A 26,957-nucleotide genomic window follows, 5' to 3' on the forward strand; every position below is an offset into this window, starting at 1 on the left:
CGGCCAGTCAGTGGGACCGGCTTCAGCCGGGAAGAGGCCAGCACAAACACCGCAATTTCGCGGCGTGACATCCGACGCCTTCCCGGCTAAAGCCGGTCCCACTAAATGTACGCAGTCCCACCGAGAACTAGGCCCGCGGGCCGTTGTAATCTTTGGCCCACTGCTCTTGCGCTACCAATTGCTGTTTGAACCGCGCGATTTGCTCGGCCACTCGCACCGGTGACGTCCCGCCCCACCCACTGCGCGCCGCCAGTGCAGCTTCCAAGGTCAGGCTTTCCAGCACCTCCGGCGTCAGGCGCGGGTCGGTGTCGGCGAGCATCTTTGGCGTCAACTCCGGCAGCCCGATGTCCTGCGTCTCGCACAGCTGAACCAGTTGCCCGGTGATCTCGTGGGCTTCCTTGAACGGCACGCCGCGAACGGCCAGCCAGTCCGCAATCTCCGTCGCCAAGGTAAAACCCAATGGCGCCTGACGCAGCAATTCGTCCTTGCGCACCGTCATCGTCCGGACCATGCCGGCGAAAGCGGGCAGCACCAGATTCAGCGTGTCCAGCGCGTCGAAGATCGCGTGTTTGTCTTCGCTCAAGTCGCGGTTGTACGACAGCGGCTGCGCCTTGAGCACCGACAGAATCGCTGTCAGCGAGCCGATCAACCGACCGGATTTACCCCGAGCCAGTTCAGCGATGTCCGGGTTCTTCTTCTGCGGCATGATCGAGCTGCCCGTGGCGTAGGCATCGTCCAGCTCGACCCAGCGAAACTGTCGCGACGTCCAGATGCAGAACTCCTCGGCCATGCGCGAAATGTTGATCCCCAGCATGCTCGCGCAGAACAGAAACTCGGCCACGTGATCGCGGCTGGCGACGGCGTCGATGGAGTTCTCACACGGGCCGGCGTAGCCCATTTCCGCCGCCGAACGTTGCGGGTCGCGGGCGATGGCGGAACCGGCCATGGCGGCGGCGCCGAGGGGCGACAGGTTAAAGCGCTGATCCCAATCCTGCAGGCGCTGGATGTCACGATGAATCGCCTGGGCGTGCGCCATCAAATGGTGACCGAAGACAATCGGCTGCGCTTGCTGCAAGTGGGTGAAACCGGGCGCGATGGTGTCGATGTGCGCTTCGGCCTGACCCACCAACGCCTGCTGCAGATCAAGTATCGATAGGGTCAGCACGCGAATGCGGTCACGCAGAAACAGCCGCATGTCGTTGGCCGTCTGATCGTTGCGCGAGCGTCCGGCGCGAAGCTTGCCGCCCAGTGCGCCGAGGCGTTCAGTGAGCAGGCGCTCGATGAAGGTGTGTACGTCCTCGTCGGCGGGAATGGGCTGAATCGTGCCGGCGGAAAAGTCCTCGTCGATCGATTGCAGCGCCTCGATGATGCGCCGCGTTTCGTCGGCATCCAGCAAACCGGCGCGCTCCAGTTCATGGGCGTGGGCCTTGGACCCCGCGACGTCATAGGGCGTCATGCGGAAATAGACGGCGGGCGAGCGTGACAGGTTGGCCATCGCTTCGGCTGGCGCTGATTTAAAGCGCGCGCCCCACAGACGCTCAGTTGCATCGGACATAAGCATTCCCCCTCAAACATGTGATGGCTGGCGAGCCAGGCGTCGGCGACGTCAGGGGATCCTAGGAAAAACCCGCTGCCGATGAAACGTCACAAATGGCAAGTCGGGTTGGCAGAAATGGAAAGCTGTCTGGTTCGGCCTGCTGAGCAGAAGCGTGGTGCTGAGCATTTTTTCCATTACCTCAGGCGCCGGAATGTGGTGAAGTGGCGCCGATTGCAACGCTCGTTGTTGCCCATCGTCGACCTATCGCAGGATGCGCCCATGACTGATTTTCTATCGCTCTATCAGAACCTTGGCTGGACCTTGTCAGCGCTGGCGCTGCTGACGTTTCTGCTGGCGGGGACGGTCAAGGGCGTGATCGGCATGGGGCTGCCGACGGTTGCGATGGGCCTGCTGGGGGTGATGATGCTGCCAAGCCAGGCGGCGGCGTTGCTGCTGATCCCCTCGACACTCACCAACCTTTGGCAGCTGGCAACCGGCGGGCATCTGCGCGGATTGTGCGTGCGGTTGTGGCCGTTGCTGTTGATGATCGTCATCGGCACGCTGCTCGGCTCATACGCGTTGGGCCTCGGCAACGGGCACGGCATGGCGCGGGCGCTGGGCGGCGCGCTGTTTGTCTACGCGTTATGCGGCTTGTTTCTGCCGACGCTCAAAGTGCCGTCCGCTGCGGAGGACTGGCTCGGGCCGTTGTGCGGCTTCATCACCGGCCTGGTCACCTCGGCCACCGGCGTTTTCGTCATTCCGGCGGTGCCCTACATTCAGGGCCTTGGGCTGGATCGCAATGAACTGGTGCAGGCGCTGGGGCTGTCCTTCACCGTCTCTACCCTGGCGCTGGGCGCCGGTCTGTTCTGGAACGGGGCGGTGGGCAGCGCCGAAATGGGCGCCTCATTGCTGGCGCTGCTTCCCGCGTTGCTGGGCATGATGTTCGGTCAATGGCTGCGCCAGCGCATCAGCGCATTGGTGTTCAAGCGAATGTTCTTTATCGGCATGGCGCTGCTGGGTGCGCACCTGATGATTGCTGGCTGAATACTCGCTCCGGCTAAAACGTTCATCTGCGTGCGCGACAACCTGGATTCATGAATCAGCGTTTCATTCGTGATTGGCACGCAAAGGTATTTTGCCCGCCCCCGGCTTATTCGCGCCTGATGCAACCGATATTCTGCCGTCCATTCCAATTGAAGACCCTCAATCCAGTGCCGCTGAACCGCGGGCTGCATTGACGGCGGACGAGGCTTGATATGAAAAAAGTACTGTTCCTGAACGGCGGCAAACAATTCGCGCATTCCGATGGCCGCTACAACTCCACCCTGCATGAAGCCGGCATGGCGTTTCTGGACCGCGCCGGGTTTGACGTGCAGCAGACTTTCATCGACGGTGGCTATGACGTGGCCGAGGAAGTGCAGAAGTTTCTCTGGGCTGACGTGATCATCTGGCAGATGCCGGGCTGGTGGATGGGCGCGCCGTGGACGGTGAAAAAGTACATCGACGAAGTGTTCACCGAAGGTCACGGCAGCCTGTACGCCAACGACGGTCGCACCCGTTCCGATGCGTCCCGGCGGTACGGCAGCGGCGGCTTGCTGCACGGCAAGCAATACATGATTTCGGCCACCTGGAATGCGCCGCAGCAAGCGTTCGACGACCCGGCCGACTTCTTCGAAGCCAAGGGCGTGGATGCCGTGTACTTCCCGTTCCACAAGGCCAACCAGTTCCTGGGCATGACCGGCCTTCCAACCTTCCTGGCCGTGGACGTGATGAAGATGCCGAATGTCGACGCAGACGTGAAGCGGTATGAAGCGCACTTGGGGTCGGTGTTCGGGATGTGAGGGGGAGGAGCGAGCTACAAGCGGCAAGCGGCAAGCTTCAAGCTCACGGCTCACGGCTCACTTACGGCTTGCAGCTTGTAGCTTGCAGCTTGCAGCTTATAGCTCGCCCCCAAGCGCGCTAATATCCAGTCTCTTGTGAGCGGGAGACCACAGTGAAAGCCAGGTCGGATGAGTTGCAGGTGTTTGTCACGGTGATCGAGAGCGGTTCGATTTCCGCCGCTGCCGAGCAGGTCGGGCAGACGCCCTCGGCGATCAGCCGCACGCTGTCGCGACTGGAAGGCAAGCTGGGCACGACGTTGATCAACCGCACCACCCGGCGCATGGACCTGACCGAGGAGGGCAAGTATTTCCTCGAGCGGGCCAGGCAGATTCTGGATCAGATGGAAGAGCTGGAAGAGCGCATGTCGGTGCGCCAGCAGACACCCTCCGGCCGCTTGCGGATCAACGCGGCCTCGCCCTTCATGTTGCATTCCATTGTTCCGTACGTCGCGGAGTTTCGCGCGCGGTACCCGGACATCCAGCTGGAGCTGAACAGCAATGATCTGATCATTGATCTGCTGGAACAGAGCACCGATGTAGCAATCCGCATTGGCGTGCTGGCCGATTCCACGCTGCACGCAAGGCCACTCGGCAGCAGCCCGCTGAACATCCTCGCCAGCCCGGAATACCTCGAAAAACACGGCACGCCGAAAACCGTGGAGGCGCTAAGCGGACATTCGCTGCTCGGCTTCACCCAGACCGAAACCCTCAATCACTGGCCGTTGCGCCACCCCGACGGGGATCGGCTGTTCATTCAGCCGACGGTCTCCGCTTCCAGTGGCGAGACGTTGCGCCAGTTGGCGTTGGCGGGTGAGGGCATCGTCTGCCTGTCGCACTTCATGACCCACGAAGACATCCGCCAGGGCCGCCTTAACGTCATTCTGCCCCAGGCCAACAGCGGCTATCGCCAGCCGATCCACGCCGTTTACTACCGCAACTCGCAGCTGGCGTTGCGGATTCAGTGCTTTCTGGATTTCATTCAGGAGAAACTGGCGGTGTACGCCGCCTGACGCGTCACGCCTCGCCCACCCCGCTGAACTCCGCCCGCAACATCTCCACAAACGCCTCCCGCGCCGGGTGATGCTCGGCGCTCTCGTGCCAGTAAAACAGGTTGTCGATGGAGGTCAGTTCAGGGAATTCATAACCGACCCAGCCCGAGCCTTTCCGGTACTGCTCATAAACCCCCTTGGGCACCAGCGCCACCCCGGCCCCGGCGCTGACGCAACCGACGATGGTGCCGTAATTGGCGATGCTGACGATGGGCTGGGTCTGGCCGTCGTTCTGCAACCAGCGTTCAAGCGCTGCGCGGTAAGGGCAGCCCTCGGGCCACATGAAAATCGATTTGCCCTGCAGATCTGCGGCACTGGAAATCGGCCCCAACGACTCTGCCGCAATCAGCACCAGATCCTCCCGGTACATCGACGTGCGCTTGAGCCGTGGGCGTTTGACGTCGATGGCAACAATGGCGCCATCGAGCTTCTGGTTGAGCGTCGCGTCGAGCAGTTGCGTGCCGGTGCCGGTGGTCAGCTCCAGCGACACTTGTGGGTAACGCGCATGAAAACGCGCCAGCAGTCTCGGCAGCCGCGCCGTGGCCGAGGACTCGATGGCGCCAATGCGCAACGGCCCGGATGGCGCCGCATCCGGATGCACCGCGCGTTTGGCTTCGTCGGCGAGGCTGAGCATTTTGCCGGCGTAGGTCAGGAAGATTTCCCCCGCCGGGCTGATGCGCAAACCGCGGCCCTGGCGGTAAAACAGCTCGGTGCTCAACTCCGCCTCCAGCGCCTTGATCCGCGCGGTGATGTTCGATGGCACGCAATGCAACACCTCCGCAGCGCGGGCAATGCTGCCGGTGTCGACAACGGTCTTGAACATGCGAATCTGAGCCAGTTCCATTCATCACCAAAAGTGAGGGGTTGAGTCATTATTGTTCGGTTGTGGTGAGCATAAGTTGTTTCGATACTCGCAGCCATGGGCAGGCGTCGGGCTTGTCGGCGGGAGTATCGAGATGCGCATGGTGGCTGAGCCGGTTGTTGATTCGGATATCGCGGTTAATGGTGCGGTGCCTTGGCAAGGGCTGAAAATCGCCTTTGCCACGTTCTTCGTGGTCGCCTGCTGGGGCTTCTCGCCAACCGGCATTCGTATCGGTTTGCAAGCCTACGATCCAGGGCATCTGGCGCTGCTTCGTTTTCTGATCGCGTCGGTGTTCATGCTGCTAATCGCCTCATCGCAACGCATCACGTTGCCGCGCCTGAAGGACCTGCCGTTGCTCGCGGTGCTGGGTTTCTTCGCCGTTAGCCTGCATCACATCGCCCTCAACTTTGGCCAGGCCGGGGTGAGTGCCGGGGCTTCCAGCGTGCTGGTGCAGTCGACGCCATTGTTTACCGCGCTGCTGGCGCATTTCGTGTTCAAAGAGCGGGTCAGCGCCTGGCGTTGGGGCTGTGTGGCCCTCGGCCTGATGGGCGCCGCGATTGTCGTCACCGGTGATCGCGGCATCGGCCACATGGACGCACGCGGGCTGCTGATTCTGGCGGCGGCGTTTTCCTGGAGCGTGTATTTCTCGCTGCAGAAGCGTCACAGCCACCGCTACGACGGCCTGACCATGGTCTGTTACACGGTCTGGGCCGGCACGGTGTTTCTGCTGGTTTACCTGCCGGGGCTGATCGGCGAGATCCTCAACGCGCCGCTGCGGGTCAATGTGGCTGTGGGGGTATTGGGGCTGTTCCCGAGCGCACTGGCGTACCTGGCCTGGGCGTACGTCTTGAAGCATATGGACGTCAGCCGTGCGTCGATGAGTTTGTACCTGACGCCGCCGATGGCCATCGCTATTGCCTCGGTGATGCTGGGCGAGTTGCCTTCGCAGCGAGTCATCGTAGGCTCCATTGTGGTGCTGGCGAGTGTCTTGGCGCTCAATCTGCGGCGGGAGAGGGCGGTGGTGTTTCCCGTCCGGGATGAACCTGAGCGTGCCCCGGTTTAGGGGCCTGGCTGTTTGCGTTTGTGGCAAGTTTCATCATTAATGTGCAGCCGGACCGTTAGTCTCTTCAGCCTCCAGACAGCCCATCAGTTTCAAGCTGTCGCATTTGTCATCAAGGAAGCCCCATGCGTGCAGTGACCTTCAAAACCCTTGCCCTGTCGGTGATCTTCGCCGCGAGTTCGCCAGTGTATGCCGTGGTACTGGAAGGCGGCGCCGTTGCGGCCCCGGACCAATACGGTGCTCAGGTCGCTGCGCAGATTCTGAAAAAGGGCGGGAACGCAGTCGACGCTGCGGTCGCCACGGCGTTTACCCTGGCGGTCACCTACCCGGAAGCGGGCAACATCGGCGGCGGTGGCTTCATGACCCTGTTCATGAACGGCCGACCGTACTTTCTTGACTACCGCGAAGCCGCGCCAAAAGCGGCGACGCGCAACATGTACCTGGACGACAAGGGTGAGGTTATCCCGGGCATGAGCCTGGTGGGCGCACGTGCTTCAGGCGTTCCCGGCACGGTGATGGGGCTGTGGGAAGCCCATCAGAAATTCGGCAAGCTGCCGTGGGCCGAGCTGCTGACGCCGGCCATTGGTTACGCCAAAAATGGTTTCAAGGTCGCTGACAAGCAGTACATGTATGGTGCCGAAGCGATCAAGGAGCTCAACGGCAAAACCAATTTTGCCGATTACTTCGGCGACATGAAGACCGGCGAGACCTTCCGCCAACCTGAGTTGGCCAAGACCCTGGAACGCATCGCCAACAAGGGTGCCAATGAGTTTTACCAAGGGCAGACGGCTGACCTTTTGGTGTCGCAGATGCAGCACGACAACGGCCTGATCACCAAAGAGGACCTGCAGGATTACAAGGCGATCTGGCGCAAGCCGCTGCACGTGAATTTCAACGGCAACACGCTTTATACCGCGCCGCTGCCCAGTTCCGGCGGCATTGCGCTGGCGCAACTGATTGGCATGAAGCAGCTGCTTTCCGATGATTTCAAAGACGTGCCGCTCAACTCGGCGCGCTACATCCACTTGTTGGCAGAAATTGAAAAGCGCGTGTTCGCCGATCGCGCCAACTACCTGGGTGATCCGGACTTTTCCGTGGCGCCGGTGAATCAGCTGACCGACAACGCCTATCTGGCCAAGCGCGCCCACGAGGTCAACCCGACGGCAATTTCGCCCACGGAGAACGTGAAGGCCGGGCTTGAGTCGCACCAGACCACGCATTTTTCCATCGTCGATGCCAAGGGCAACGCGGTCAGCAACACCTACACCCTGAACTGGGATTACGGCAGCGGCGTGGTGGTCAAGGGCGCAGGCTTTTTGCTGAACGACGAGATGGATGATTTCAGCTCCAAGCCGGGCGTTGCCAATGCGTTCGGCGTGGTGGGCGGGGATGCCAACGCCATCCAGCCCGGCAAGCGCATGTTGTCGTCAATGAGCCCCAGCCTGGTCACCCGCGACGGCGCAGTGACGCTGGTGCTGGGCACGCCGGGTGGCTCACGGATTTTCACCACGGTGTTTCAGGTGCTGAACAATATCTATGACTTCCACATGCCGCTGAAAGACGCCGTCGCGGCGCAGCGGGTTCATCACCAGTTGCTGCCGAAAGACACGATCTACACCGAGAAATTTGCACCGCTGGCAACCCCGGTGGCCGACGAGCTTACCGCCATGGGTTACACATTGAAGGATCAGGGCTGGTCGATGGGCAATGTGCAGGCGATCAAGATCGACGGCACGAAAGTCGAAACTGCGTCCGATCCGCGCGGGCGGGGCGTGGGGATGGTGGTGAAGTAGGGGGAACTAATCGTTCCCACGCTCCGCGTGGGAATGCATCCCTGGTCGCTCCGCGTCCGCAGTTGGCTGACGCGGAGCGTCAGTAGCGGCATTCCCACGCAGAGCGTGGGAACGATCACTAGACGGTGATGAGCCTTAGTGATGCTCCCGCGTCGCGCGGAATTTCACGTCGGGCCAGCGCTCTTCCATCAAGGCCAGGTTGACCCGGGTGGGGGCGAGGTAGGTCAGGTGACCGCCGCCGTCCACTGCCAGGTTTTCCACCGCCTTGTTCTCGAATTCCTCGAGCTTCTTCTTGTCGCTGCAGTCGATCCAGCGGGCTGACCACACGGTGATCGGCTCGTAGGCGCATTCGACCTTGTATTCTTCCTTCAGGCGGCTGGCGACCACATCGAACTGCAGCACACCGACGGCGCCGAGGATGATGTCGTTGCTGCGCTGCGGGAAAAACACCTGCGTGGCGCCTTCCTCGGCCAGCTGCTGCAGACCCTGACGCAGCTGCTTGGATTTCAGCGGATCCTTCAGGCGTACGCGACGGAACAGCTCAGGGGCAAAGTGCGGGATGCCGGTGAAGCCCAAGGCCTCGCCTTCGCTGAACGTATCGCCGATCTGAATCGTGCCGTGGTTGTGCAGGCCGATGATGTCGCCGGCGTAGGCTTGTTCCAATTGTTCACGCTCGCTGGAAAAGAACGTCAGCGCGTCACCGATGCGCACGTCCTTGCCGGTGCGCACATGGCGCATTTTCATGCCCTTGTCGTACTTGCCCGAACAGATGCGCATGAACGCGATGCGGTCGCGGTGCTTGGGGTCCATGTTCGCCTGGATCTTGAACACGAAGCCGCTGAATTTTTCCTCGACCGGCTCTACCGTGCGCTCGTTGGCGACGCGGGCCAGTGGCTTCGGCGCCCAGTCGACCACGGCATCGAGCACATGGTCGACCCCGAAGTTGCCGAGTGCCGTACCGAAAAACACCGGCGTCAGCTGGCCGTCGAGGAATTCCTGCTGGTTGAATTCATGACAGGCGCCCTGAACCAGTTCCAGCTGATCGACAAAGCGATCGTACTCATCGCCCAGGTGGGCGCGGGCCTCGTCCGAGTCGAGCTTCTTGATGATTTTCACCTCGGTGCGCTCATGACCATGACCGGCGGTGTACACGATGATGTAGTCGTCGGCGAGGTGATACACACCCTTGAAGTCGCGGTAGCAACCGATCGGCCAGGTGATGGGCGCGGCCTTGATCTTCAGGACCGCTTCGATCTCGTCGAGCAGCTCGATCGGGTCGCGAATGTCGCGGTCAAGCTTGTTGATGAAGCTCACGATCGGCGTGTCGCGCAGGCGGCAGACGTCCATCAGTGCGATGGTGCGGGGCTCAACCCCTTTACCGCCATCGAGCACCATCAGCGCCGAGTCGACGGCGGTCAACGTGCGGTAGGTGTCTTCGGAGAAGTCTTCGTGGCCCGGGGTGTCGAGCAGGTTGATCATGTGATCGCGATACGGGAACTGCATGACCGAGGTGGTGATGGAAATGCCGCGCTGCTTCTCCATTTCCATCCAGTCGGAGGTGGCGTGACGGTCGGATTTACGCGACTTCACTGTACCGGCGACGGAAATGGCCTTGCCCATCAGCAACAGCTTTTCAGTGATGGTGGTCTTACCCGCATCGGGGTGGGAAATGATGGCGAAAGTGCGGCGTTTCGCGACTTCGGCGGCCTGTCTGGTCATGGGAAATCGCCCGAGAGGTGATTCAAAAAAGGGCGGCGATTATAGCCCAAACCAGAGCAATAACCGAACCGTTCAGTCGATAAGGGGTGGCCAGATACCATCGCACGTGGGAACCTTTGCGGTTAAGGAGACGTCCATTCCCTGGTATCGCTACACGCCAAGGGTTGCAAAATCAGCAAGTTAGCTTGACGAAGCTGCGCTCATGGCTTGTGTTTTCGCCGAGGTATCAACCTTTCCGGCGACCCACCCGCTGCTCTTCGCGAACGTTCGCGTGCTGCCTGAAGAGGCCAGTTCCACGCCAGACGTTCGCCGACTGAAATAAGGAGTCCGCCCGTGGCAAATCGCTATGGCAAGGGGCTGTTGGGAGGTGTGATTGTCATCGCACTCCTGGCCCTGCTGGTCCAATGGATCGGCATCAGTACCATCAGGCAATATCAGGATGATCTGCTGTTTTATCTGCAAGCCCACGTCTGGCTTGTGCTGGCTTCGATGCTGGCGGCACTGGTGGTCGGGATCCCGACCGGCATTGTCCTTAGCCGACCGAGCATGGTTGGCCGCGCCGAACGCTTCATGCAGATCTTCAACATCGGTAACACCGTTCCTCCTCTCGCCGTGCTGGCCATCGCTCTGGGTATTCTGGGCATCGGCAGCGGTCCGGCGATCTTCGCTTTGTTCCTCGCTTCGTTGTTGCCCATCGTGCGCAACACCTACGAAGGCCTGAAAAACGTTCAGGGTTCCCTTAAAGAAGCTGCTCGCGGCATTGGCATGACACCGCGCCAGGTGTTGTGGCGCGTCGAGCTGCCCAATGCCGTGCCGATCATCATCGGCGGCGTGCGCGTGGCCCTGGCGATCAACGTCGGGACCGCGCCGCTGGCGTTCCTCATTGGCGCGAACAGCCTGGGCAGCCTGATTTTCCCCGGCATCGCCCTGAACAATCAGCCGCAACTGGTGCTGGGCGCCGCGTGTACCGCGTTGCTCGCGCTGTTGCTCGATGGCGCCGTGACCCTGGCAAGCCGTCTCTGGCTGGAACGCGGCCTGGCTCGATAAATCGAGCCCCGCTGAGAAAGGAATTGCTATGAAGAAGTTATGCACATTAATCATGGGCGTCGGGATGTTGCTGTCCGGTTTCGTCCAGGCCGCGGATGCACCGGCCGAAATGCCCGTGCTGCGCATCGGCGCGCGGGTGTTCACCGAACAGACCATGCTCGCCGAACTGACGGCGCAATACCTGCGCGACAAGGGCTATCAGGTTCAGATCACTGGCGGCCTTGGCAGCAACCTGGCGCGCAGTGCCCAGGAAACCGGCCAGTTGGATCTGCTGTGGGAGTACACCGGCGTGTCGCTGGTTGCCTACAACCATGTCGACGAAAAGCTCGACAGCGATCAGACCTATCAGCGCGTCAAGGAGCTGGACGCCAAGAAGGGGCTGGTCTGGTTGTCACCGTCCAAGTTCAACAACACCTATGCGTTGGCGCTGCCGGACAAAATTGCCCAGCAGTACCCGCAGGTCAACAACATGTCTGACCTGACCACGGTGCTGAAGGCCGAGGCCGACAAGGGTCACATCGTCGCGCTGGACACCGAATTCGCCAACCGTTCCGACGGGCTGGTGGGCATGGTCAAGCATTACGGCATGAACCTGGGGCGTGAAAACACCCGTCAGATGGACGCTGGCCTGGTCTACACCGCGCTGCGCAACGGGCAGGTTTTTGCAGGGCTCGTCTACACCACCGACGGCCGTCTGAACGCGTTCAAACTCAAGGTTCTGGAGGACGACAAGCACTACTTCCCGGACTACACCGCGGCGCCAGTCATTCGCAAAGAATACCTGGACAAGCACCCGGAACTGGCCGATTTGCTCAAGCCCCTCGCCGCGCTGCTGGATAACCAGACCATGCGCACGCTGAACGCGCGCATCGACGTCGACCACGAAAGTCCTACCGTGGTGGCGGCTGAATTCCTGCGCGAGCATCCAATCAATCCTTCCGCCGACAGCGTGCCGGTCCCACCGGCGCCAGCGGCAAAACAGGAGGAGAAACCATGAGTTTCCTCAGCGCTTTCTCCCATCTGGACTGGAATCAGGTCATGCACCTGACGCTGCAACACATCACCTTGGTCGGCATCGCGGTGACGCTGGCGATCGTGGTTGGCGTGCCATTGGGCGTGTTGATGACGCGCTTTCCGACCCTCGCCGGTCCGTTGCAGGCCAGCGCCACGGTGCTGCTGACCATCCCGTCGATTGCCCTGTTCGGCTTGCTGCTGCCGTTCTACTCCAAGTTCGGTCAGGGCCTCGGCCCGATGCCGGCGATCACCGCAGTGTTTCTCTACTCACTGCTGCCGATCATGCGCAACACCTATCTGGCGCTCACCGGCGTCGAGCCCGGCATCCGTGAAGCCGCCAAGGGCATCGGCATGACCTTCGGCCAGCGCCTGCGCATGGTTGAACTGCCGATCGCCGTGCCGGTGATCCTCGCTGGCGTACGCACTGCCGTGGTCATGAACATCGGTGTCATGACCATCGCCGCCACTATCGGCGCGGGCGGTCTGGGCGTACTCATCCTCGCTTCCATCAGCCGCAGCGATATGTCGATGCTGATCGTCGGCGCCGTTCTGGTCAGCATTCTGGCCATCTTCGCCGACCTGCTTCTGCAATGGCTGCAACGCTCGCTGACTCCAAAAGGACTCCTGAAATGATCGCCAAACAAATGATTGAGCTGCAGAACCTCACCAAGACTTTCCAGAGCAACGGCAAGGAAGTGAAGGCCGTCGACTCAGTGAGCCTGACCGTCAATGAAGGCGAGATCTGCGTGTTCCTGGGTCCGTCGGGTTGCGGCAAAAGTACAACGCTGAAAATGATCAACCGGCTGATCATGCCGACCTCCGGCAAAGTGCTGATCAACGGCGAGGACACCACCGGTCTCGACGAGGTCACCCTGCGCCGCAACATCGGCTACGTGATTCAGCAGATCGGCCTGTTCCCCAACATGACCATCGAAGAAAACATCGTGGTCGTGCCCAAGCTCCTGGGTTGGGACAAGCAGAAGTGCCACGACCGTGCCCGCGAACTGATGAGCATGATCAAGCTGGAACCCAAGCAATACCTGCATCGCTATCCACGCGAGTTGTCGGGTGGTCAGCAACAGCGGATCGGCGTGATTCGTGCGCTTGCGGCAGACGCGCCGCTGCTGCTGATGGACGAGCCGTTCGGTGCGGTCGACCCGATCAACCGCGAGATGATCCAGAACGAGTTTTTCGAGATGCAGCGCGCGCTGAACAAGACCGTGATCATGGTCAGCCACGACATCGACGAAGCCATCAAACTGGGCGACAAGATCGCCATCTTTCGCGCCGGAAAGCTGCTGCAGATCGACCATCCGGACACGCTGCTGGCGCACCCGGCGGATGATTTCGTCAGCAACTTCGTGGGCCAGGACAGCACGCTCAAGCGCCTGCTGCTGGTCAAGGCCGAAGACGCCGCGGACAACGCGCCATCCGTGAGCCCGGAAACGCCCGTCGCCGATGCGCTGGAAATCATGGACGAAAACGACCGCCGCTATGTGGTGGTCACCGATGCCGCAAACAAGGCGATGGGCTACGTCCGCCGCCGCGACCTGCACCGCCAGGCCGGCACCTGCGACCAATACCTGCGCCCATTCAACGCCACCGCCGCCTACGACGAGCACCTGCGCATCCTGCTGTCGCGCATGTACGAGTTCAACCGCTCGTGGCTGCCGGTGCTGGATGCCGAGAATGTGTTCCTGGGTGAAGTGACGCAGGAGTCAATCGCGGCGTACCTGAGTTCCGGCCAGTCGCGCGGGATGAAGACCAGCATTGTTTCGCCGGCGGAGTTGGTGGAGCAGGCTGCTTCGGCTTGAGGTGAATGGCCTGGGTGCTTTGGTGCCCGGGCCTTTTTTGACGGTGGTGCCGCTGACTCGTCACCGCTGACACGTCAGCTTGCTCCTGGTCTGCACGAACGACATGAGGACCAAGCCCAAGGCGTTCCCCAAAATCGTGATGACCATGAGTGAGTCAACGGACTGTTGAAAAAACGCTAGCTGCGCGATCAGCGTGTAAACGGCGGTCCCAGCAAAACCCACCGTCAGGATAGGTTGGCTGATTGTTCTTATGGACAGCACAAGTGCTGATTGCATCAAGAACAGGAAGAGCACCGTCAGCGCCGCCAACTGAGGCGCCTCAGATACGATGGTCACGAGGGCGCCATCCAGCAATCCGATCGTTGCGCACACTAGGAACGCAAACAATGATCGACGTGCCAGTATCTTGTGAAAGGGTTGGCCGAGATCGTTGAGTCGCTTGGTTATGAGTCCGATGAGATAAAGCGAGATGCCGCACGTTATTGAAAACGTCACGCCTGTTTCTAGCTCGTAGTCATCATGTAGGCCTGCGCCTTGTATTACTGAGCTATATGAAGTCGACAGCACCCAAACTGTGCCCAATTTAAGCATAAAGCCGACTATGCCCAGCCTTCCCGGCTTTTGTACGTCCGTCAAAGCCATAATGAGCGCGCTGACGGATAGGGCGATGGCGGCAAAGGCGGCGGGGTTGAGATTTAACAAGGCGGTATAGCCGCTGGTCCAGCAGGTAAACGTGAACAAGGTGATCCAGAGGTAAGGCTTGATCAGTTTTTTTGAATAGACAGCAGTGAGTAGCGGCGCGCGGTTAAACAGGAACAAGGGTAACGCTATGATGATAGATGCCAGCGATGCGACGCTGGCAAGGACGATGGGTGCCAGGTCCACGTTTTGCTTGTAAGTGATGTAGTTCATCATCATGGCATTGCTGAATACAAATAGGATTAGTGTAGTCAGGCCTAGTGGTATGGATTTGGTCATAAGCGAGTCAATGCGCCGTAGATGTGAGGTTCGGTTGTATGTGTTTTTTGGTTTTGAGTGAGCACTGATAGAAGGTGATATTTTTATTCTCGTAGTGGTCTGTGTAGGCCGGTGGTGGCGCGTACCACGTTAACGAAACCCATCCCAATGTTTCCTGGGCAGATTTTGGCTTCTTTTGTGTCTTGACGAGGAAACTCCCTATGGCCGCCGAAGAAATTAATCGAGAACGCGCTTTTCAGTGCGGTGATCAGGTTTATAGTTGCGCTCTTTTGAGGGATGGGGAGTTCGTTGGTAGTGCTGAGCCCGATATGATTCAAAGTGATTCGGGCCTTTGCAATGAAGTCAGCCCCTTCCTCCTCGGTCGTCAAGTTGTTCAACAAGACGATGCCGATGGCATTCGAGTTATAGAGAATTAGATGCTCGCCTTTGAAGCGAATGTCCCTTCCTTCGTAAATGATGCCCGCACAATCAATTGCAAAGTGGTAACTGAAGTCGTCAAATATCTTGCCTTGTTGCTTCGCCTGAGTGTCCAGCATTTGCTCATTCCCCACACCACACGAATAACTCCTTCCAGCGTGATGAAGCGCAATCATTGTGTAATCCCAGTCACGGTCCAACGGCTTTTTAGGCGGCTGCGCATGCCACTCCGACCGCTCAACAAACCCATGCCCCAACTCACGCACCTTCCGAATGATCGCGTCGCGCGTCGCGGCCCGATCATTCACGGTGATCACCATGGGCTTGGGCGTGTCCCCGTGGATCAACGTCTCGACCCGCGTCGTAGTGGTCACTTCCCGCGTCGTCATTCCCGCAAGCTCGTTCAACTCGCGCGCGGGCGAGCGGAACATGACGTGGAGGGAAACGACAGAATCTGCTGAAGAACCCTCAACGCGCGCCATTCCGTTGCTGTCGGTGGTACCTGACTTTTGCTGACCATCCACCGTCGCCGTGAATGTGCGGTTCGCGAGGGGCTGCCCCGTTTCGCTGTCGCGGATGGCGAACGCACGGGCGAAGACTTTCCCCGGCGCCGGAGTGGTGTGTGGATAAAGAGAAGACGGGGTATTCGGCGTGGGCATAGTGGGGTGTGGCGCCGCAGCGGCGTCCGGTGCCGCTCGACTGGCCCCCGCGCGTCCTGACCGCGAGGCAATCAATCGATTGGTGCCCGGCGGACATGCACACAATACAAGCGCGTCGTGCACGGCGGTCGGAATGCCATCCCACGTGAAGCTGTCGTCCCCTTCGACAATTTCGCCAACTTGCCCACACACGCCGCAGGAGCTGGTCTTGTCGCCGAGCCGCAATGCCATGCGGCCATCTTCCAGCGAAGTTTGAACAAGGCTGGCGTGGCAGATGGCGCCGGTGGTGGTTAGGTCGCCGTCGAGGCCTTGCTCCCGGCCGTTGATATCGAAGATTTTCATGCTTCAATTCTCCACGTCGGGCAGAAAGTCATCCGGCCAGGCGACATCCTTGCGCTGGAGCAGAAGAAGAGAACCCTGCGACGTGTTGATGATCTCGTCGCCGTTGCTCAAGCGGCTGCCCACCAGCGCCATTTGGCTGTTCGCCTTTCCTGCACCAGTGACGACCTGGGCCATGGTGCCATCGGGGTAAACGGCGCAGTCACCGACGCGAGCACCTGCGACCTTGCTTCCGTCCGCCAGTCTGAACTCCACGCCAAGGGCGCCTCTCACGATCACACCGCCATCGCGGGTCTGGCTGCCTTCCGCCGCCACTCGGAAAATGCCGGTGCAGGGGTGGGCTTGCTTGTAAGCCTCACTCTCTCTCACCTGAGCCAGCGCTGCCGGACTGAACGTGGTCAGCGCCTCTTCCGAAAAGGGCGGTCGATCCAGATCACGCAGGTACTCGGAGGTGACGTCATTGTTGTACAGCGGGGAATAGGCAGTCTTGTGTATGACTTTGATCCTTGGTCAGGTTGATCCAGCTCCTCGCACAGTTCGTGCGAGGCGATTGGACGCCAACCCTAGTGATCAGGATCAATGGGATACGTGGGGGAGAGAGATCCGGTGCGTAGGGCATTTCGGGTGATCAGGTAGCCGATGTCTGACGGACAGGTGGCTTTCGTGACGGATTGCCCATTTGCCACCCACCGGGAACATCACCCTGTCATGTCGGTCGGTTACTACGGGTTGATTGAACGTGCGCGGATTCCCGTCTGGCAAAAACGGGCAGAAACGCGACATTTTTAGTTGATCTCCGGCCCCTCAGGTCCTACAGTTCGCGCCGAACGTCCATGCTGGAAACGATCCATCCGGCTCAAGTACTGACGACGAGACAGCAAGGCCAGCCGTGACCTGTCACCGGATGGCCTTTTTGCTTTCGGCCGAGCAGCCTTGGGAAGTAGGCGAACCAAAGTGGGGATACGGAGGACGTTCACGAGCCGCGCGCTCACACCCATTGTTTTTTACCGTTTGCCAACAGGAGTCCCCGCATGTCGATCCAGGTCGAAGATTATTTCGAGAAAAGCACCTTCGATAAAATGAAGGCGTTTGCCGACAAGCAAGAAACCCCGTTCGTGGTCATCGACACCGCGATGATCAGCAAGGCCTACGACGACCTGCGTGCAGGCTTCGAATTTGCCAAAGTGTATTACGCGGTTAAAGCCAACCCGGCGGTCGAAATCATCGACCTGCTGAAGGACAAGGGCTCGAGCTTCGACATCGCCTCGATCTACGAGCTGGACAAGGTGATGGATCGCGGTGTCAGCCCGGATCGCATCAGCTACGGCAACACCATCAAAAAATCCAGAGACATTCGCTACTTCTACGAGAAGGGCGTGCGTCTGTTCTCCACCGACTCCGAAGCCGACCTGCGCAACATCGCCAAGGCTGCGCCGGGCTCGAAAGTCTACGTGCGCATCCTCACCGAAGGCTCGACCACGGCTGACTGGCCGCTGTCACGCAAGTTTGGCTGCCAGACCGACATGGCGATGGACCTGCTGATCCTTGCCCGTGAACTGGGCCTGGTCCCTTACGGCATCTCGTTCCACGTTGGTTCGCAGCAGCGTGACATCAGCGTCTGGGACGCCGCGATCGCCAAAGTGAAAGTGATCTTCGAGCGTCTGAAAGAAGAAGACGGCATCGTTCTCAAGCTGATCAACATGGGCGGCGGCTTCCCGGCCAACTACATCACCCGCACCAACAGCCTGGAAACCTACGCTGAAGAAATCATTCGCTACCTGAAAGAAGACTTCGGTGATGACCTGCCGGAAATTATTCTGGAGCCGGGCCGTTCGTTGATCGCCAACGCCGGTATTCTGGTCAGCGAAGTGGTATTGGTGTCGCGTAAATCCCGCACTGCTGTCGAGCGTTGGGTGTACACGGATGTGGGCAAGTTCTCCGGCCTGATCGAAACCATGGACGAAGCCATCAAGTTCCCGATCTGGACCGAGAAGAAAGGCGAAGTGGAAGAAGTGGTTATTGCCGGCCCGACCTGCGACAGCGCCGACATCATGTACGAAAACTACAAGTACGGCCTGCCATTGAACCTGGCCATCGGTGATCGTTTGTACTGGCTGTCCACGGGTGCGTACACCACCAGCTACAGCGCTGTGGAATTTAACGGCTTCCCGCCGCTGAAGTCTTACTACGTATAAAGGTCAGCGTAATGAGAAAACGGCACCCAGTGGGGGCCGTTTTTATGCGGCTCAAATACTGAATCGAAGGATATTGTCGAAGGTGTGATGGATCAGGCGCTGGGCCTCGCGTGCGGAGCTGGCCGCTGACTGACAGGATACCGCCATGCCCCGAGCGGGCTGATTGGCCTTGAGCGCCTGGATTTCCCGGACGGTGGCGTTCAGGAGGCCGGAAAGCCGCGAACAATAGGCCCCTATATTCCCCGCCGAGAGGATCGTCGTGTTGTAGGCGCGACGATGCCATTCCAGGCTGCTTCTCGCCGAAGCAAGACTGCTTTCGTCCGTGATCGCGCTGCTCAGCGTTTGCGGTACTTTGCTGGATTGTCCTTTGACCAGCAGCCCTTTTCTTTCCGCGTATTCATACGTTCTAACGTTCATGAAGTCCATGAACCGAGGAATGGTCTGCATGGCGCATTCGATGATGCCCTCGCATTCTTCCTGTTGCCGCTTGAACTCGGCCCCGTGGCGCAGCGTATCCTGGGTGAGCTGCGCGATTCGGCTGTCAAACGGATTGCTGTCCAACACTGTGATCATGTCGGTCAGTGTCTTTTTGGTGTCCTCATGGAGCGCGCGAATCTGCTTCGCCCTGGCGGACCAGAACGGGCTGCCTTTCCGCGCGGCGGCGACGGTCTGATCCATCACGGGCTCCATGTATTTGCCGTATTCGGCCTCAGGCACCAAATCGAGTTTGATTTTGAAGGCTTCGATATATTCGGGAAGCTTTTCCAGATAGCCGATGTTGAATCCCAGATAAGCGACGTCGTCGTATTCGATGAGATGTGTTGTCATTTTTTGCCCTCCATGGCGTTACTGTGCGAACTCGATGCGTCGCCACTGCGACGTGGCGCAGCATGTTGCCAGATCGAAAATCTTCGAATTACCTATGTCATTGATGTCCATAATTTCTGCGGAACTTAAGGTCTGCCTCTTTGAAGACTTTGAGCAACGTGTCCGCATCCCGCTTAATCTGGCCCCAGGGTTCAGCCACCAGATTGAAAGCGTTCATGAGACGGCGCAGAGACAACGCGCTATCAATTTTGCCCGCCTCTTGAATCGAGTGGGTCAGGTAGATATGAAGGCCGTTCCACACGACAACCATGTTCTGTGTAGCAATGTCGGCATCCAGAATGACCAGGCTCAGATCATGCAGGTCATGACGCACGCGCTGCAGTGACGCGTGAATTTTGTTTTTCTGCCCCAGTAAACCAATGCTGTTCTCTTGATCCTGGCGCAATGCACTGATCTTTTTGCGCACTTCGTCTGCTTCGCTGTGGTTGTAAATACCCAGACCGATCAGGGGAAAACTTGCCCCCGCCGACTTCTGGATCAGCGTCTTGTATTCCTGCTGCTTTTCTTCAATCTCTGCGGCGCGTCTGTTGATGGCGTCGTTCAGCGTTCTGATTTCAGTCGATACATTGTTGGTGTCGATGCTCCGCAGCTTAAGCTGCACGTCGGGCATCACTGTTGTCGACAACTCGTGCGCAAAGGCATCGAGCCTACCCTTGAGTGCCTCGGTTGTACTGCGACGTTCCAGCACGAGCGCTGCGACCTGCTCAATGTAATGCTGAAAATCCTGGTGATCTTCCGGGTCAAGCGTCTCGGCAGCCTTTGACTTGATTTCGTCATAGAGCTGCCTTACGCCGTTTCCGTAAACTTGCATCTGATCGGCGAATACCCACAACTCGCTGCCGACGTTCATCAGGTCGGTTCGAAGTGGATTCCATTGCATGGCATGAAGGTGGATGCGGTTGAAACTTTCCTGAAAATCCCTGGCTTCAAGGTTCAGTCCGGCGCCTGTCTCATAGCCAAGATACCAGACAACATCTTTAAGTCTGGTTGGAAGCGCAAGGCCGTGGGTTGCATAGCGCATTAAGTCAATCAGTTGTGCTTCGGTCAGGATGAGTCCTGGCGCACGAATCACTTCTTCTGCCGTGCCCGCTGCTGCGGAAATCAGAGTGCCAGGCAGGCGCTCTGCCAGGTCAAGTTTCTCATCGCGAACGGGAGCGTCGTCCATTGCTCCGGATGCTTTCATATCGTTAATCCTTTAATGAGATGAAGTGCGTGGAAGGGGAGGCCTGACTTGAGTCAGGCGCTTCGCGTAGCGGGCCGGGAAGAGCACTCGTTGTACTTCCCGGCCTGCGCTGTCGCGCATTGGCAGACGAATCAGGCCATGACTTTCAGGTATTTTGCCAGCGACAGTGCGTCTACGCTGAACTGAGCGACCGCGTCCTGATCGCCACCGTCCACGTCGTTGCGAGTGGTGAGGAAGGAGCGCATGGCTGTGACGCATTTCCCGAACTCGGCGATGTATTGCGCTCGCTGGTCGTCGAAACTGTAGCTCTCCGTGATCAGCTCTTTTTTCAACGTGACCAGACGCAACTCACTGGTCTTTGCATAAGTGCTGTTGATGAGATCATCAATCTGTTTACGCAGGGTGTTACGGGCTTCAACCATATTCAGGTAGTTGATCAGGCTTTCGGCCCGTTCCAGGATCTGTTGCGCAAGGGCGATTGCGGCCTCGACGGCGATCAACTGGGGTGGGGTCATGCCCACTTTGACCAGTTCCTGAGCCGTCAGCGCTGTGTCTTTGGCCAGTTCGGTAAATCCCTTGGCTTCGATCAATGCCATTGCGTCAGTCAGCGCTTTGCGTTTTGCTTCCAGCGCGTCCTGCCGTTCTTTGATCTCCAGTACTTCTGCCGGCAAGCGCGCCTGATCGGCTTCAAGCTGCGTGATGTAGTTGCCCGTGGCCGCTCGATCAATCGGGCTTGCCATGGCCGGGATCAGGTCTTGGAGCGTCAGCTCGCCCTTACCCACGGTGTCCAGGATGCTCTGAATCCGAAGGACGATGTCTTCGATGATTTCTTCCCTGTCAGACTCGCGCGCGCTCTGGAACTCCTTTTGAAGTTCTCTGAGGGTACCCACCTGGATACCTAAAACGGTGTCCAGCGATTGAGCGGTCTCTCGAAGGCTGGCGTCAGCGTTACCCATTGCCTGGTCCAGTTCAGAGACTCGGCTGTGCAACGACGGCAGGTATTGTGTCTGGATGAAGAGCCTCTTCACTTCAATGGTTGCATCGCTTGCTTTGGCTTTTGCCTGCTTGAACGCTGGAACGTCCAGCTCCGGGTAATCGGGGTTGCCTGGAAATTGAGAAATGTTATTCATTTTTAAACTCCGTACTCTTCCCTGAATTCGCGGTCTGCTTCTGCAAACACGCGTTCTAACTTTTTGGCATCTACTTCGATGGTTTTCCACGGTTCAACCACCAGATTGAATTGGTTACGGAACCTGCGCATGGACAGTCCGTCGTGGATGCCGCCGACCTCAGTCGCGGAAGCAGCGATGAACGTGCCTAACGAATTCCAGACATTGATCAGGTTTTTGGTAGCGATGTCGGCATCGATCACAATCAGATCGAGGTTCTGGAAGTCCATCCGTATACGACCCAACGACGCCAGGATCTGGTTTTTCTTCGCCATCAGCGCGATATCTTTTTCCTGCGCTTCGGTGAGCGTGTTGCGTTCCTTTCGGATTTTCTCGGCCTGAACGCTGGAGTAAATCAGCATGACCAGATTGCCAACGACTGCACCGATGGCCTGTTTGACCAGCTCTTTGTATTCTTTGTTCTTCTCTTCAATGGCCAACGCACGGTTATCGATCTGCACCTGAAGCGCCTTGATTTCACTGCTCAGGGCGTTGTTGTCGATGATCGACAATTTGAGCTTGATGGCAGGGCCAACCTGCTGAGCCAATTGTAGGCCGAATGAATCCAGGCGCCCTTTGATGACAAGCGCTTCGGCCTCTTGTTCATTCACTTTCTTGAGTATCTGATCCAGGTAATAACCCAGGTCATTGCGATCCTCAGCTTCAATGTCGGGGAATTTTATTCCCAGCTCAAGTTCGACTTTGCGCAGATCTTCAAGTGTTTTAATGTTGTATTTTTCGATCAAGCCCAATGTTTCTATGTCATCGAATACATCGTTCATGCTTACGCCATAGACCTGCATGGAGCCGGCGAACACCACGAGCTTGGTGTTAACGGTCAGCAGGTCAGTGCGCAACGGATTCCACAGTCTGGCGTGGCCGTTGACGAGCTTGAACGTCTGCTGGAAGTCAACGGCGTCAAGGCCAACACCCGCGCCATTTTCGTAACCCAGATAGGCAATAACTTTATCCAGATCGGTAGGAAGGGCCAAGCCGGCGATTTCATACTTCTTGAGGTTTTTGACTTGCTCTTTGGTCAGGATCAGCCCGGTGTCCCGGGTATCGCTCCCGGTTGTTGCTACCGATAGACCAAAAAGGCTCGCAGGATCACTCGCTGCGTCGGTGACGAGATTTTCCGTAAGTTGAGACATATCATTAATCCTTTAATGATGCGTGTTAATGTCTGAAGTGAGTAAAAACTTCAGATGCAGAATGGTTGAGTGGTCTGCACAAGAGGGAGAGTAAGTTTTGTTTTTGGGGCGGTCAAAGAGGAAAGGCGGTCTGAGTAAGTAGGAAGATTCCCGCCCGAATATGCACAGCGTCTGAGTTATGCCCGGAAATGGGGGCGTAAACACGATTCAGGGCTGCTTGTGCAACGGTGTCTGGAAAATGATACTTACAATTGGCGGTTATATAGCGTTCAGTACTGCACGATATTGCGCTGCGTCTGCTTCATTTCCCAAATGCGCTGCTCGCTCATGGTAATCCAGTGCCAGCGCTCGAAACTGAGGATGGGGCGCTTGCAAGAGCATCTTGCGAATGACCCGCAGGAAGTTGAGATTGCCATTCTGTAAGGCAGTTTTCAGCCATCCGACGGCTTCTGTGATGCGCCCGTGATCAGCGAGTACACCCGCATGGCTAAACTGCCCACGAAAATCCCCACCTTCCGCTGACCGTCTATACCACTCATGGGCAGCGGCAAGATCCCGCTCGCAGCACAGACCTTCTTCCAGATAACGCCCCACCAGGTTCATCGACTTCGCATGACCCAGCTCTGCCGCCTTGCGGTAACACGCCAACGCGCGGGCCTGGTCTTTATTGACGCCACGGCCGGTTGCCAGAAGATTGCCATAGTTATAAAAACCCCAATCAAGTCCGGCTTCGGCGGCGAGACGATAATGCTCGGCAGCCTTTGCGGCGTCCGGCTCGCAGCCCCACCCATGCTCGTGGCATCGGCCGGCCATGTTCTGCGCCATGGCGTGGCCGCGACGGGCCGCAATCTGAAACCAGACCAGCGCCAGCGCCGGGTCGCATTCGATGCCGCTACCGTCGAGCAATATCTGTCCGAGCAGCGCCTGGGCGTCGACGATATTGGCCTGCGCCGCGCTCAGAATCGCCTTTGCGGCACTGGCCGGGCTCTCTTCCAGCATGGCGCGCAACTGGTCGCCATCGAGCACCTCTTCACGTCGCAGATTCCAGGTCATGACTCAGACCTCGACCCACTGCCGCAGCAGGTTGTGATAGGTGCCGGTGAGTTGAAGCAGCGAGGGGTGATCAGGCACATCGCGGCTGAGTTGCTGGATGGCCGTGTCCATTTCGAATAGCAACGTGCGGCGGCCATCGTCCCGCACCAGGCTTTGGGTCCAGAAGAACGAGGCGTACCGCGCCCCCCGTGTGACGGCGTTGACCTTGTGCAGGCTGCTGGCCGGATAAAGCAGCAGGTCGCCCGCCGGCAGCTTCACCTGACGGGTGCCGAACGTGTCCTGAATCACCAGCTCACCGCCGTCGTAATCATCGGGATCGCTGAAGAACAGCGTCGATGAAAGATCCGTGCGCACTCGCTCGGTGCTGCCCTTGGCCTGACGCACGGCGTTGTCGATATGAAAATCGAAACTGCCGCCGCCGGTGTAGCAATTCACCAATGGCGGGAAGACCTTGTGGGGCAGTGCGGCGGACATGAACAGCGGGTTCTGCCACAGCCGCTCAAGCATCGCCGCGCCAATCTCCACGGCAAGCGGATGGCCCTCCGGCAACTGCAGGTTGTGCTTGGCTTTCGCCGATTGGTGGCCTGCGGTGATCTTGCCGTCGGCCCATTCGGTTTCTTCCAGCGCCTGTCGGATGCGTCGCACCTCCTCGGGTGAAAACAGACCGGGGATATGTAGGAGCATGAGTCGCGACCTGCGGGAAGAATGAAGCGGCGGATGATAGTGATTCTTATTGGCTGTGTAAAACGTCGCCTGCGCGCGTGAATGGACAGATGTGAAAATTGAGTAATGGGAAAGTGTAAAGAATGTAAGTTTTCTGCGAATGCGAAGCAGTCTCAACTATATTCCGCCGCCTTATTGTTTCCTTGGGGAAGGAAAATGTCGCGCCAAGCACAACCGGTTACCGCACATTCGCAGCGTTCCATCGTCAGCGCCGTCGGCGTCGCCCTTGCAGCGATGTCAGCCGCCCACATGGTGCAGGCCGCGGAACCCGCATCGGACAACGCGCTGAATCTCGGGGCCACCAACATTGACGGCGAGCGCGCCGATACGGCCTACAAGGCCGAAGAGTCGGCCTCGAAAAAGTACACCGCACCCCTGCGCGAGACGCCGAAGAGCGTCACGGTGATCCCGCAGCAAGTCATCCGCGACACCGCAGCGACGAGCCTGGCGGACGCGTTGCGCACGACCCCCGGCATTACCTTTGGTGCGGGCGAGGGCGGCAACCCGAATGCGGATCGCCCGATCATTCGTGGCTTCAACGCAGAGAGCGATGTGTTCGTCGACGGCATGCGCGACGTAGCGGCGCAGAGTCGGGAGATTTTCAACGTTGAATCCGTCGAGGTCAGCAAAGGCCCGGGCTCGGCGTTCACGGGTGCAGGTTCCACGGGTGGCAGCTTGAACCTGATCACCAAAGGCGCCCACCTGGGCGATGCCTTCAACGGCGGCTACACCTTCGGTTCGGACCAGACCCAGCGCTACACCCTCGACGTCAACAAGCAGATGACCGACACCTCGGCCTTCCGCCTGAACCTGATGAAGCACGACTCCAACGTCGCCGGCCGCAACGATGTCGACAACAGCCGCTGGGGCGTTGCACCTTCGTTCGCGTTCGGTCTGGGCACCGACACACGGGTCAAAGTCGACTACTACCACCTGTCCACGGACGACATGCCCGACTATGGCATTCCGCTGACCAACACCACCGGCCGCAGCAAGTACGTGGTCGACAAGCCGGCCCACGTCAACGAAAACAACTTCTACGGCCTGACCGACCGCGATTACCGCAAGAGTGTCAACGACAGCGGCACGATCCGCCTCGAACACGACCTCAACGACAACCTGACGATCTCCAACAGCTTCCGCATGTCGCGCTCGACGCTGGACTACATTGTCACCAACCCGGACGACAGCCGCGGCAACGTCGCCAGGGGCCTGGTCTCGCGCTCGGCGAAGAGCCGCAATTCCACCTCCAGCGGCTTCGTCAACCAGACCGACCTGCAAGCGAAATTCGACACCGGTTTCATTCAGCACAGCCTGGTGACCGGCCTCGAGTTTTCGTATCAGGACACCCACAACCGCGGCTACAACGTGCTCAGTGCCAGTGGCGGGACCATCGGCTCGACGTGTAACGCAGCGCTCTTGGCGTCCGGCGACTGCACCAGCCTGTCCAACCCGTCGCCGAAAGACGACTGGAACGGCACCATCACCGACAGCCAGGCGTACACCGATACCGACACCAAAACCAGTGCCGCCTACGTCTTCGACACGCTGAAATTCAACGAACAGTGGTCGTTGAACCTCGGCCTGCGTTACGACGATTACGACGTGCGCTCCAGCGGTTACAGCACCGGTGGCCGGGGCTCGGTGGCGGGCAGCTTCAAGCGTGAAAACACCAGCCAGCTGTGGAATTACCAGGTCGGCGTAACCTACAAGCCACTGCCGAACGGCAGCATCTACGCGGCGTGGTCGACGTCCAGCAACCCGTCGGGTGAGACCAGCGGCAACGGTGGTCTGGAAATTGCGGCGAACAACGCCAACCTCGATCCGGAAAAAAACCGCAACTACGAGCTGGGCACCAAGTGGGATTTCTTCGACGATAACCTGTCGCTGACCGCCGCGCTGTTCCGCACCGAGAAGACCAACGCGCGGGTCACTGACCCTGACAACGCGACGTTCCAGGTGCTGGACGGCGAGCAGCGTGTTGATGGTCTGGAGCTGACCTACAGCGGCAACATCACCGGCAAATGGAAAGTCTACGGCGGCTACACCTACATGGAGAGTGAGATCGTCAGTGCAACCAGCAAGGCGGATGAGGGCAATCACATGCCGAGCACGCCGCGTAACAGCTTCAATTTCTGGTCGACCTACGAACTGATGCCGAAGCTGACCGTGGGCGGCGGCGCGACGTTCGTCGATTCCCGTTTCGGCAACGAAGCCAACTCGGTGGAAGTGCCGTCCTACTGGCGCTACGACGCCATGGCCACGTACGCGCTGACCAAGAACGTCGACCTGCAACTAAACGTGCAGAACCTGACCGACAAGCGTTATTACGACCAGGTCTTCACCACTCACTACGCCCACATGGCCGCCGGGCGTACCGCGCTGATGAGTGCCAGCTTCCACTTCTGATCTGAAAGCGAACCCGAC

Annotated in this window: 23 protein-coding genes; 11 read left to right on the forward strand and 12 right to left on the reverse strand. The window is 58.9% G+C overall.

Annotated features, from left to right (window positions below):
• Positions 1-127 precede the first annotated feature (127 nt).
• Positions 128-1,555, reverse strand: a complete 1,428-nt coding sequence (argH, locus tag FX982_RS11655) for an argininosuccinate lyase (RefSeq protein WP_172610744.1) — start codon at positions 1,553-1,555, stop codon at positions 128-130.
• A gap of 261 nt (positions 1,556-1,816) precedes the next feature.
• On the opposite strand from argH, the gene FX982_RS11660 reads away from it, so the two are divergent.
• From FX982_RS11660 to FX982_RS11670, 3 genes are all read left to right on the forward strand, one after another.
• Positions 1,817-2,581: a sulfite exporter TauE/SafE family protein gene (locus tag FX982_RS11660; protein WP_172610745.1), complete on the forward strand. Its 765-nt coding sequence runs from the start codon at positions 1,817-1,819 to the stop codon at positions 2,579-2,581.
• A 212-nt stretch (positions 2,582-2,793) separates the two neighbouring features.
• Positions 2,794-3,378 carry an NAD(P)H-dependent oxidoreductase gene (locus tag FX982_RS11665; protein ID WP_172610746.1) on the forward strand — a complete coding sequence of 195 codons (585 nt, stop codon included), beginning with the start codon at positions 2,794-2,796 and terminating at the stop codon, positions 3,376-3,378.
• Between the two features lie 152 nt (positions 3,379-3,530).
• Positions 3,531-4,427 (forward strand): LysR family transcriptional regulator, encoded by an 897-nt coding sequence (locus FX982_RS11670; protein WP_172610747.1) that lies wholly within the window; start codon positions 3,531-3,533, stop codon positions 4,425-4,427.
• A 4-nt stretch (positions 4,428-4,431) separates the two neighbouring features.
• On the opposite strand, the gene FX982_RS11675 is transcribed toward FX982_RS11670, so the two are convergent.
• On the reverse strand, positions 4,432-5,310 hold the full coding sequence (locus tag FX982_RS11675) for a LysR family transcriptional regulator (protein ID WP_172610748.1): 879 nt from the start codon (positions 5,308-5,310) through the stop codon (positions 4,432-4,434).
• Positions 5,311-5,428: 118 nt separating this feature from the next.
• On the opposite strand from FX982_RS11675, the gene FX982_RS11680 reads away from it, so the two are divergent.
• Positions 5,429-6,391 (forward strand): DMT family transporter, encoded by a 963-nt coding sequence (locus FX982_RS11680; RefSeq protein WP_172613036.1) that lies wholly within the window; start codon positions 5,429-5,431, stop codon positions 6,389-6,391.
• A 122-nt stretch (positions 6,392-6,513) separates the two neighbouring features.
• Positions 6,514-8,181 carry a gamma-glutamyltransferase gene (gene ggt / locus FX982_RS11685; protein WP_172610749.1) on the forward strand — a complete coding sequence of 556 codons (1,668 nt, stop codon included), beginning with the start codon at positions 6,514-6,516 and terminating at the stop codon, positions 8,179-8,181.
• 135 nt (positions 8,182-8,316) lie between these two features.
• Here ggt and FX982_RS11690 read toward each other — a convergent pair whose 3' ends face one another.
• Positions 8,317-9,900 (reverse strand): peptide chain release factor 3, encoded by a 1,584-nt coding sequence (locus FX982_RS11690; RefSeq protein WP_172610750.1) that lies wholly within the window; start codon positions 9,898-9,900, stop codon positions 8,317-8,319.
• A 333-nt stretch (positions 9,901-10,233) separates the two neighbouring features.
• Between FX982_RS11690 and FX982_RS11695 the strand changes: the two genes are divergently transcribed.
• Genes FX982_RS11695 through FX982_RS11710 form a run of 4 tightly spaced genes read left to right on the forward strand, consistent with a single transcriptional unit; the run spans position 10,234 to position 13,775 of the window.
• On the forward strand, positions 10,234-10,947 hold the full coding sequence (locus FX982_RS11695) for an ABC transporter permease (protein ID WP_172610751.1): 714 nt from the start codon (positions 10,234-10,236) through the stop codon (positions 10,945-10,947).
• A gap of 28 nt (positions 10,948-10,975) precedes the next feature.
• Positions 10,976-11,944, forward strand: coding sequence for a glycine betaine ABC transporter substrate-binding protein (locus FX982_RS11700; RefSeq protein ID WP_122623251.1), 969 nt, complete (start codon positions 10,976-10,978; stop codon positions 11,942-11,944).
• Complete coding sequence (locus FX982_RS11705; RefSeq protein ID WP_065990219.1) at positions 11,941-12,594, forward strand: ABC transporter permease; 654 nt, start codon at positions 11,941-11,943, stop codon at positions 12,592-12,594. Before FX982_RS11700 ends, FX982_RS11705 begins: the two co-directional genes overlap by 4 nt.
• Before the next feature lie 11 nt (positions 12,595-12,605).
• Positions 12,606-13,775: an osmoprotectant ABC transporter ATP-binding protein OsmV gene (locus tag FX982_RS11710; protein WP_172613037.1), complete on the forward strand. Its 1,170-nt coding sequence runs from the start codon at positions 12,606-12,608 to the stop codon at positions 13,773-13,775.
• A gap of 60 nt (positions 13,776-13,835) precedes the next feature.
• Here the strand turns inward: FX982_RS11710 and FX982_RS11715 are convergent, their stop codons facing one another.
• The 3 genes from FX982_RS11715 to FX982_RS24535 all read right to left on the reverse strand — a co-directional run bounded on the left by FX982_RS11715 (position 13,836) and on the right by FX982_RS24535 (position 16,345).
• Positions 13,836-14,753 (reverse strand): hypothetical protein, encoded by a 918-nt coding sequence (locus FX982_RS11715; protein ID WP_172610752.1) that lies wholly within the window; start codon positions 14,751-14,753, stop codon positions 13,836-13,838.
• An 83-nt stretch (positions 14,754-14,836) separates the two neighbouring features.
• Positions 14,837-16,171 carry an N-acetylmuramoyl-L-alanine amidase gene (locus tag FX982_RS11720; RefSeq protein WP_172610753.1) on the reverse strand — a complete coding sequence of 445 codons (1,335 nt, stop codon included), beginning with the start codon at positions 16,169-16,171 and terminating at the stop codon, positions 14,837-14,839.
• A gap of 3 nt (positions 16,172-16,174) precedes the next feature.
• Positions 16,175-16,345, reverse strand: a complete 171-nt coding sequence (locus tag FX982_RS24535; RefSeq protein WP_254074898.1) for a hypothetical protein — start codon at positions 16,343-16,345, stop codon at positions 16,175-16,177.
• A gap of 854 nt (positions 16,346-17,199) precedes the next feature.
• On the opposite strand from FX982_RS24535, the gene FX982_RS11730 reads away from it, so the two are divergent.
• A complete protein-coding gene (locus FX982_RS11730) occupies positions 17,200-18,363 on the forward strand; it encodes a type III PLP-dependent enzyme (RefSeq protein WP_122534941.1) in 1,164 nt (387 codons plus the stop codon).
• A 51-nt stretch (positions 18,364-18,414) separates the two neighbouring features.
• Here FX982_RS11730 and FX982_RS11735 read toward each other — a convergent pair whose 3' ends face one another.
• From FX982_RS11735 to FX982_RS11760, 6 genes are all read right to left on the reverse strand, one after another.
• Positions 18,415-19,191 (reverse strand): hypothetical protein, encoded by a 777-nt coding sequence (locus tag FX982_RS11735; protein WP_172610754.1) that lies wholly within the window; start codon positions 19,189-19,191, stop codon positions 18,415-18,417.
• 97 nt (positions 19,192-19,288) lie between these two features.
• On the reverse strand, positions 19,289-20,434 hold the full coding sequence (locus tag FX982_RS11740; RefSeq protein ID WP_172610755.1) for an alpha-xenorhabdolysin family binary toxin subunit A: 1,146 nt from the start codon (positions 20,432-20,434) through the stop codon (positions 19,289-19,291).
• Positions 20,435-20,565: 131 nt separating this feature from the next.
• Entirely contained in the window at positions 20,566-21,564 is a 999-nt protein-coding gene (locus tag FX982_RS11745) for an alpha-xenorhabdolysin family binary toxin subunit B (protein ID WP_172610756.1), read from the reverse strand.
• Positions 21,565-21,566: 2 nt separating this feature from the next.
• A complete protein-coding gene (locus FX982_RS11750) occupies positions 21,567-22,754 on the reverse strand; it encodes an alpha-xenorhabdolysin family binary toxin subunit A (RefSeq protein WP_172610757.1) in 1,188 nt (395 codons plus the stop codon).
• 258 nt (positions 22,755-23,012) lie between these two features.
• On the reverse strand, positions 23,013-23,807 hold the full coding sequence (locus FX982_RS11755; RefSeq protein WP_172610758.1) for a tetratricopeptide repeat protein: 795 nt from the start codon (positions 23,805-23,807) through the stop codon (positions 23,013-23,015).
• A gap of 3 nt (positions 23,808-23,810) precedes the next feature.
• Complete coding sequence (locus tag FX982_RS11760) at positions 23,811-24,491, reverse strand: Fe2+-dependent dioxygenase (RefSeq protein ID WP_172610759.1); 681 nt, start codon at positions 24,489-24,491, stop codon at positions 23,811-23,813.
• A 195-nt stretch (positions 24,492-24,686) separates the two neighbouring features.
• On the opposite strand from FX982_RS11760, the gene FX982_RS11765 reads away from it, so the two are divergent.
• Positions 24,687-26,939 carry a TonB-dependent receptor gene (locus FX982_RS11765; protein ID WP_172610760.1) on the forward strand — a complete coding sequence of 751 codons (2,253 nt, stop codon included), beginning with the start codon at positions 24,687-24,689 and terminating at the stop codon, positions 26,937-26,939.
• Positions 26,940-26,957: the final 18 nt, after the last annotated feature.

This window comes from Pseudomonas graminis (assembly GCF_013201545.1).
Classification (GTDB): domain Bacteria; phylum Pseudomonadota; class Gammaproteobacteria; order Pseudomonadales; family Pseudomonadaceae; genus Aquipseudomonas.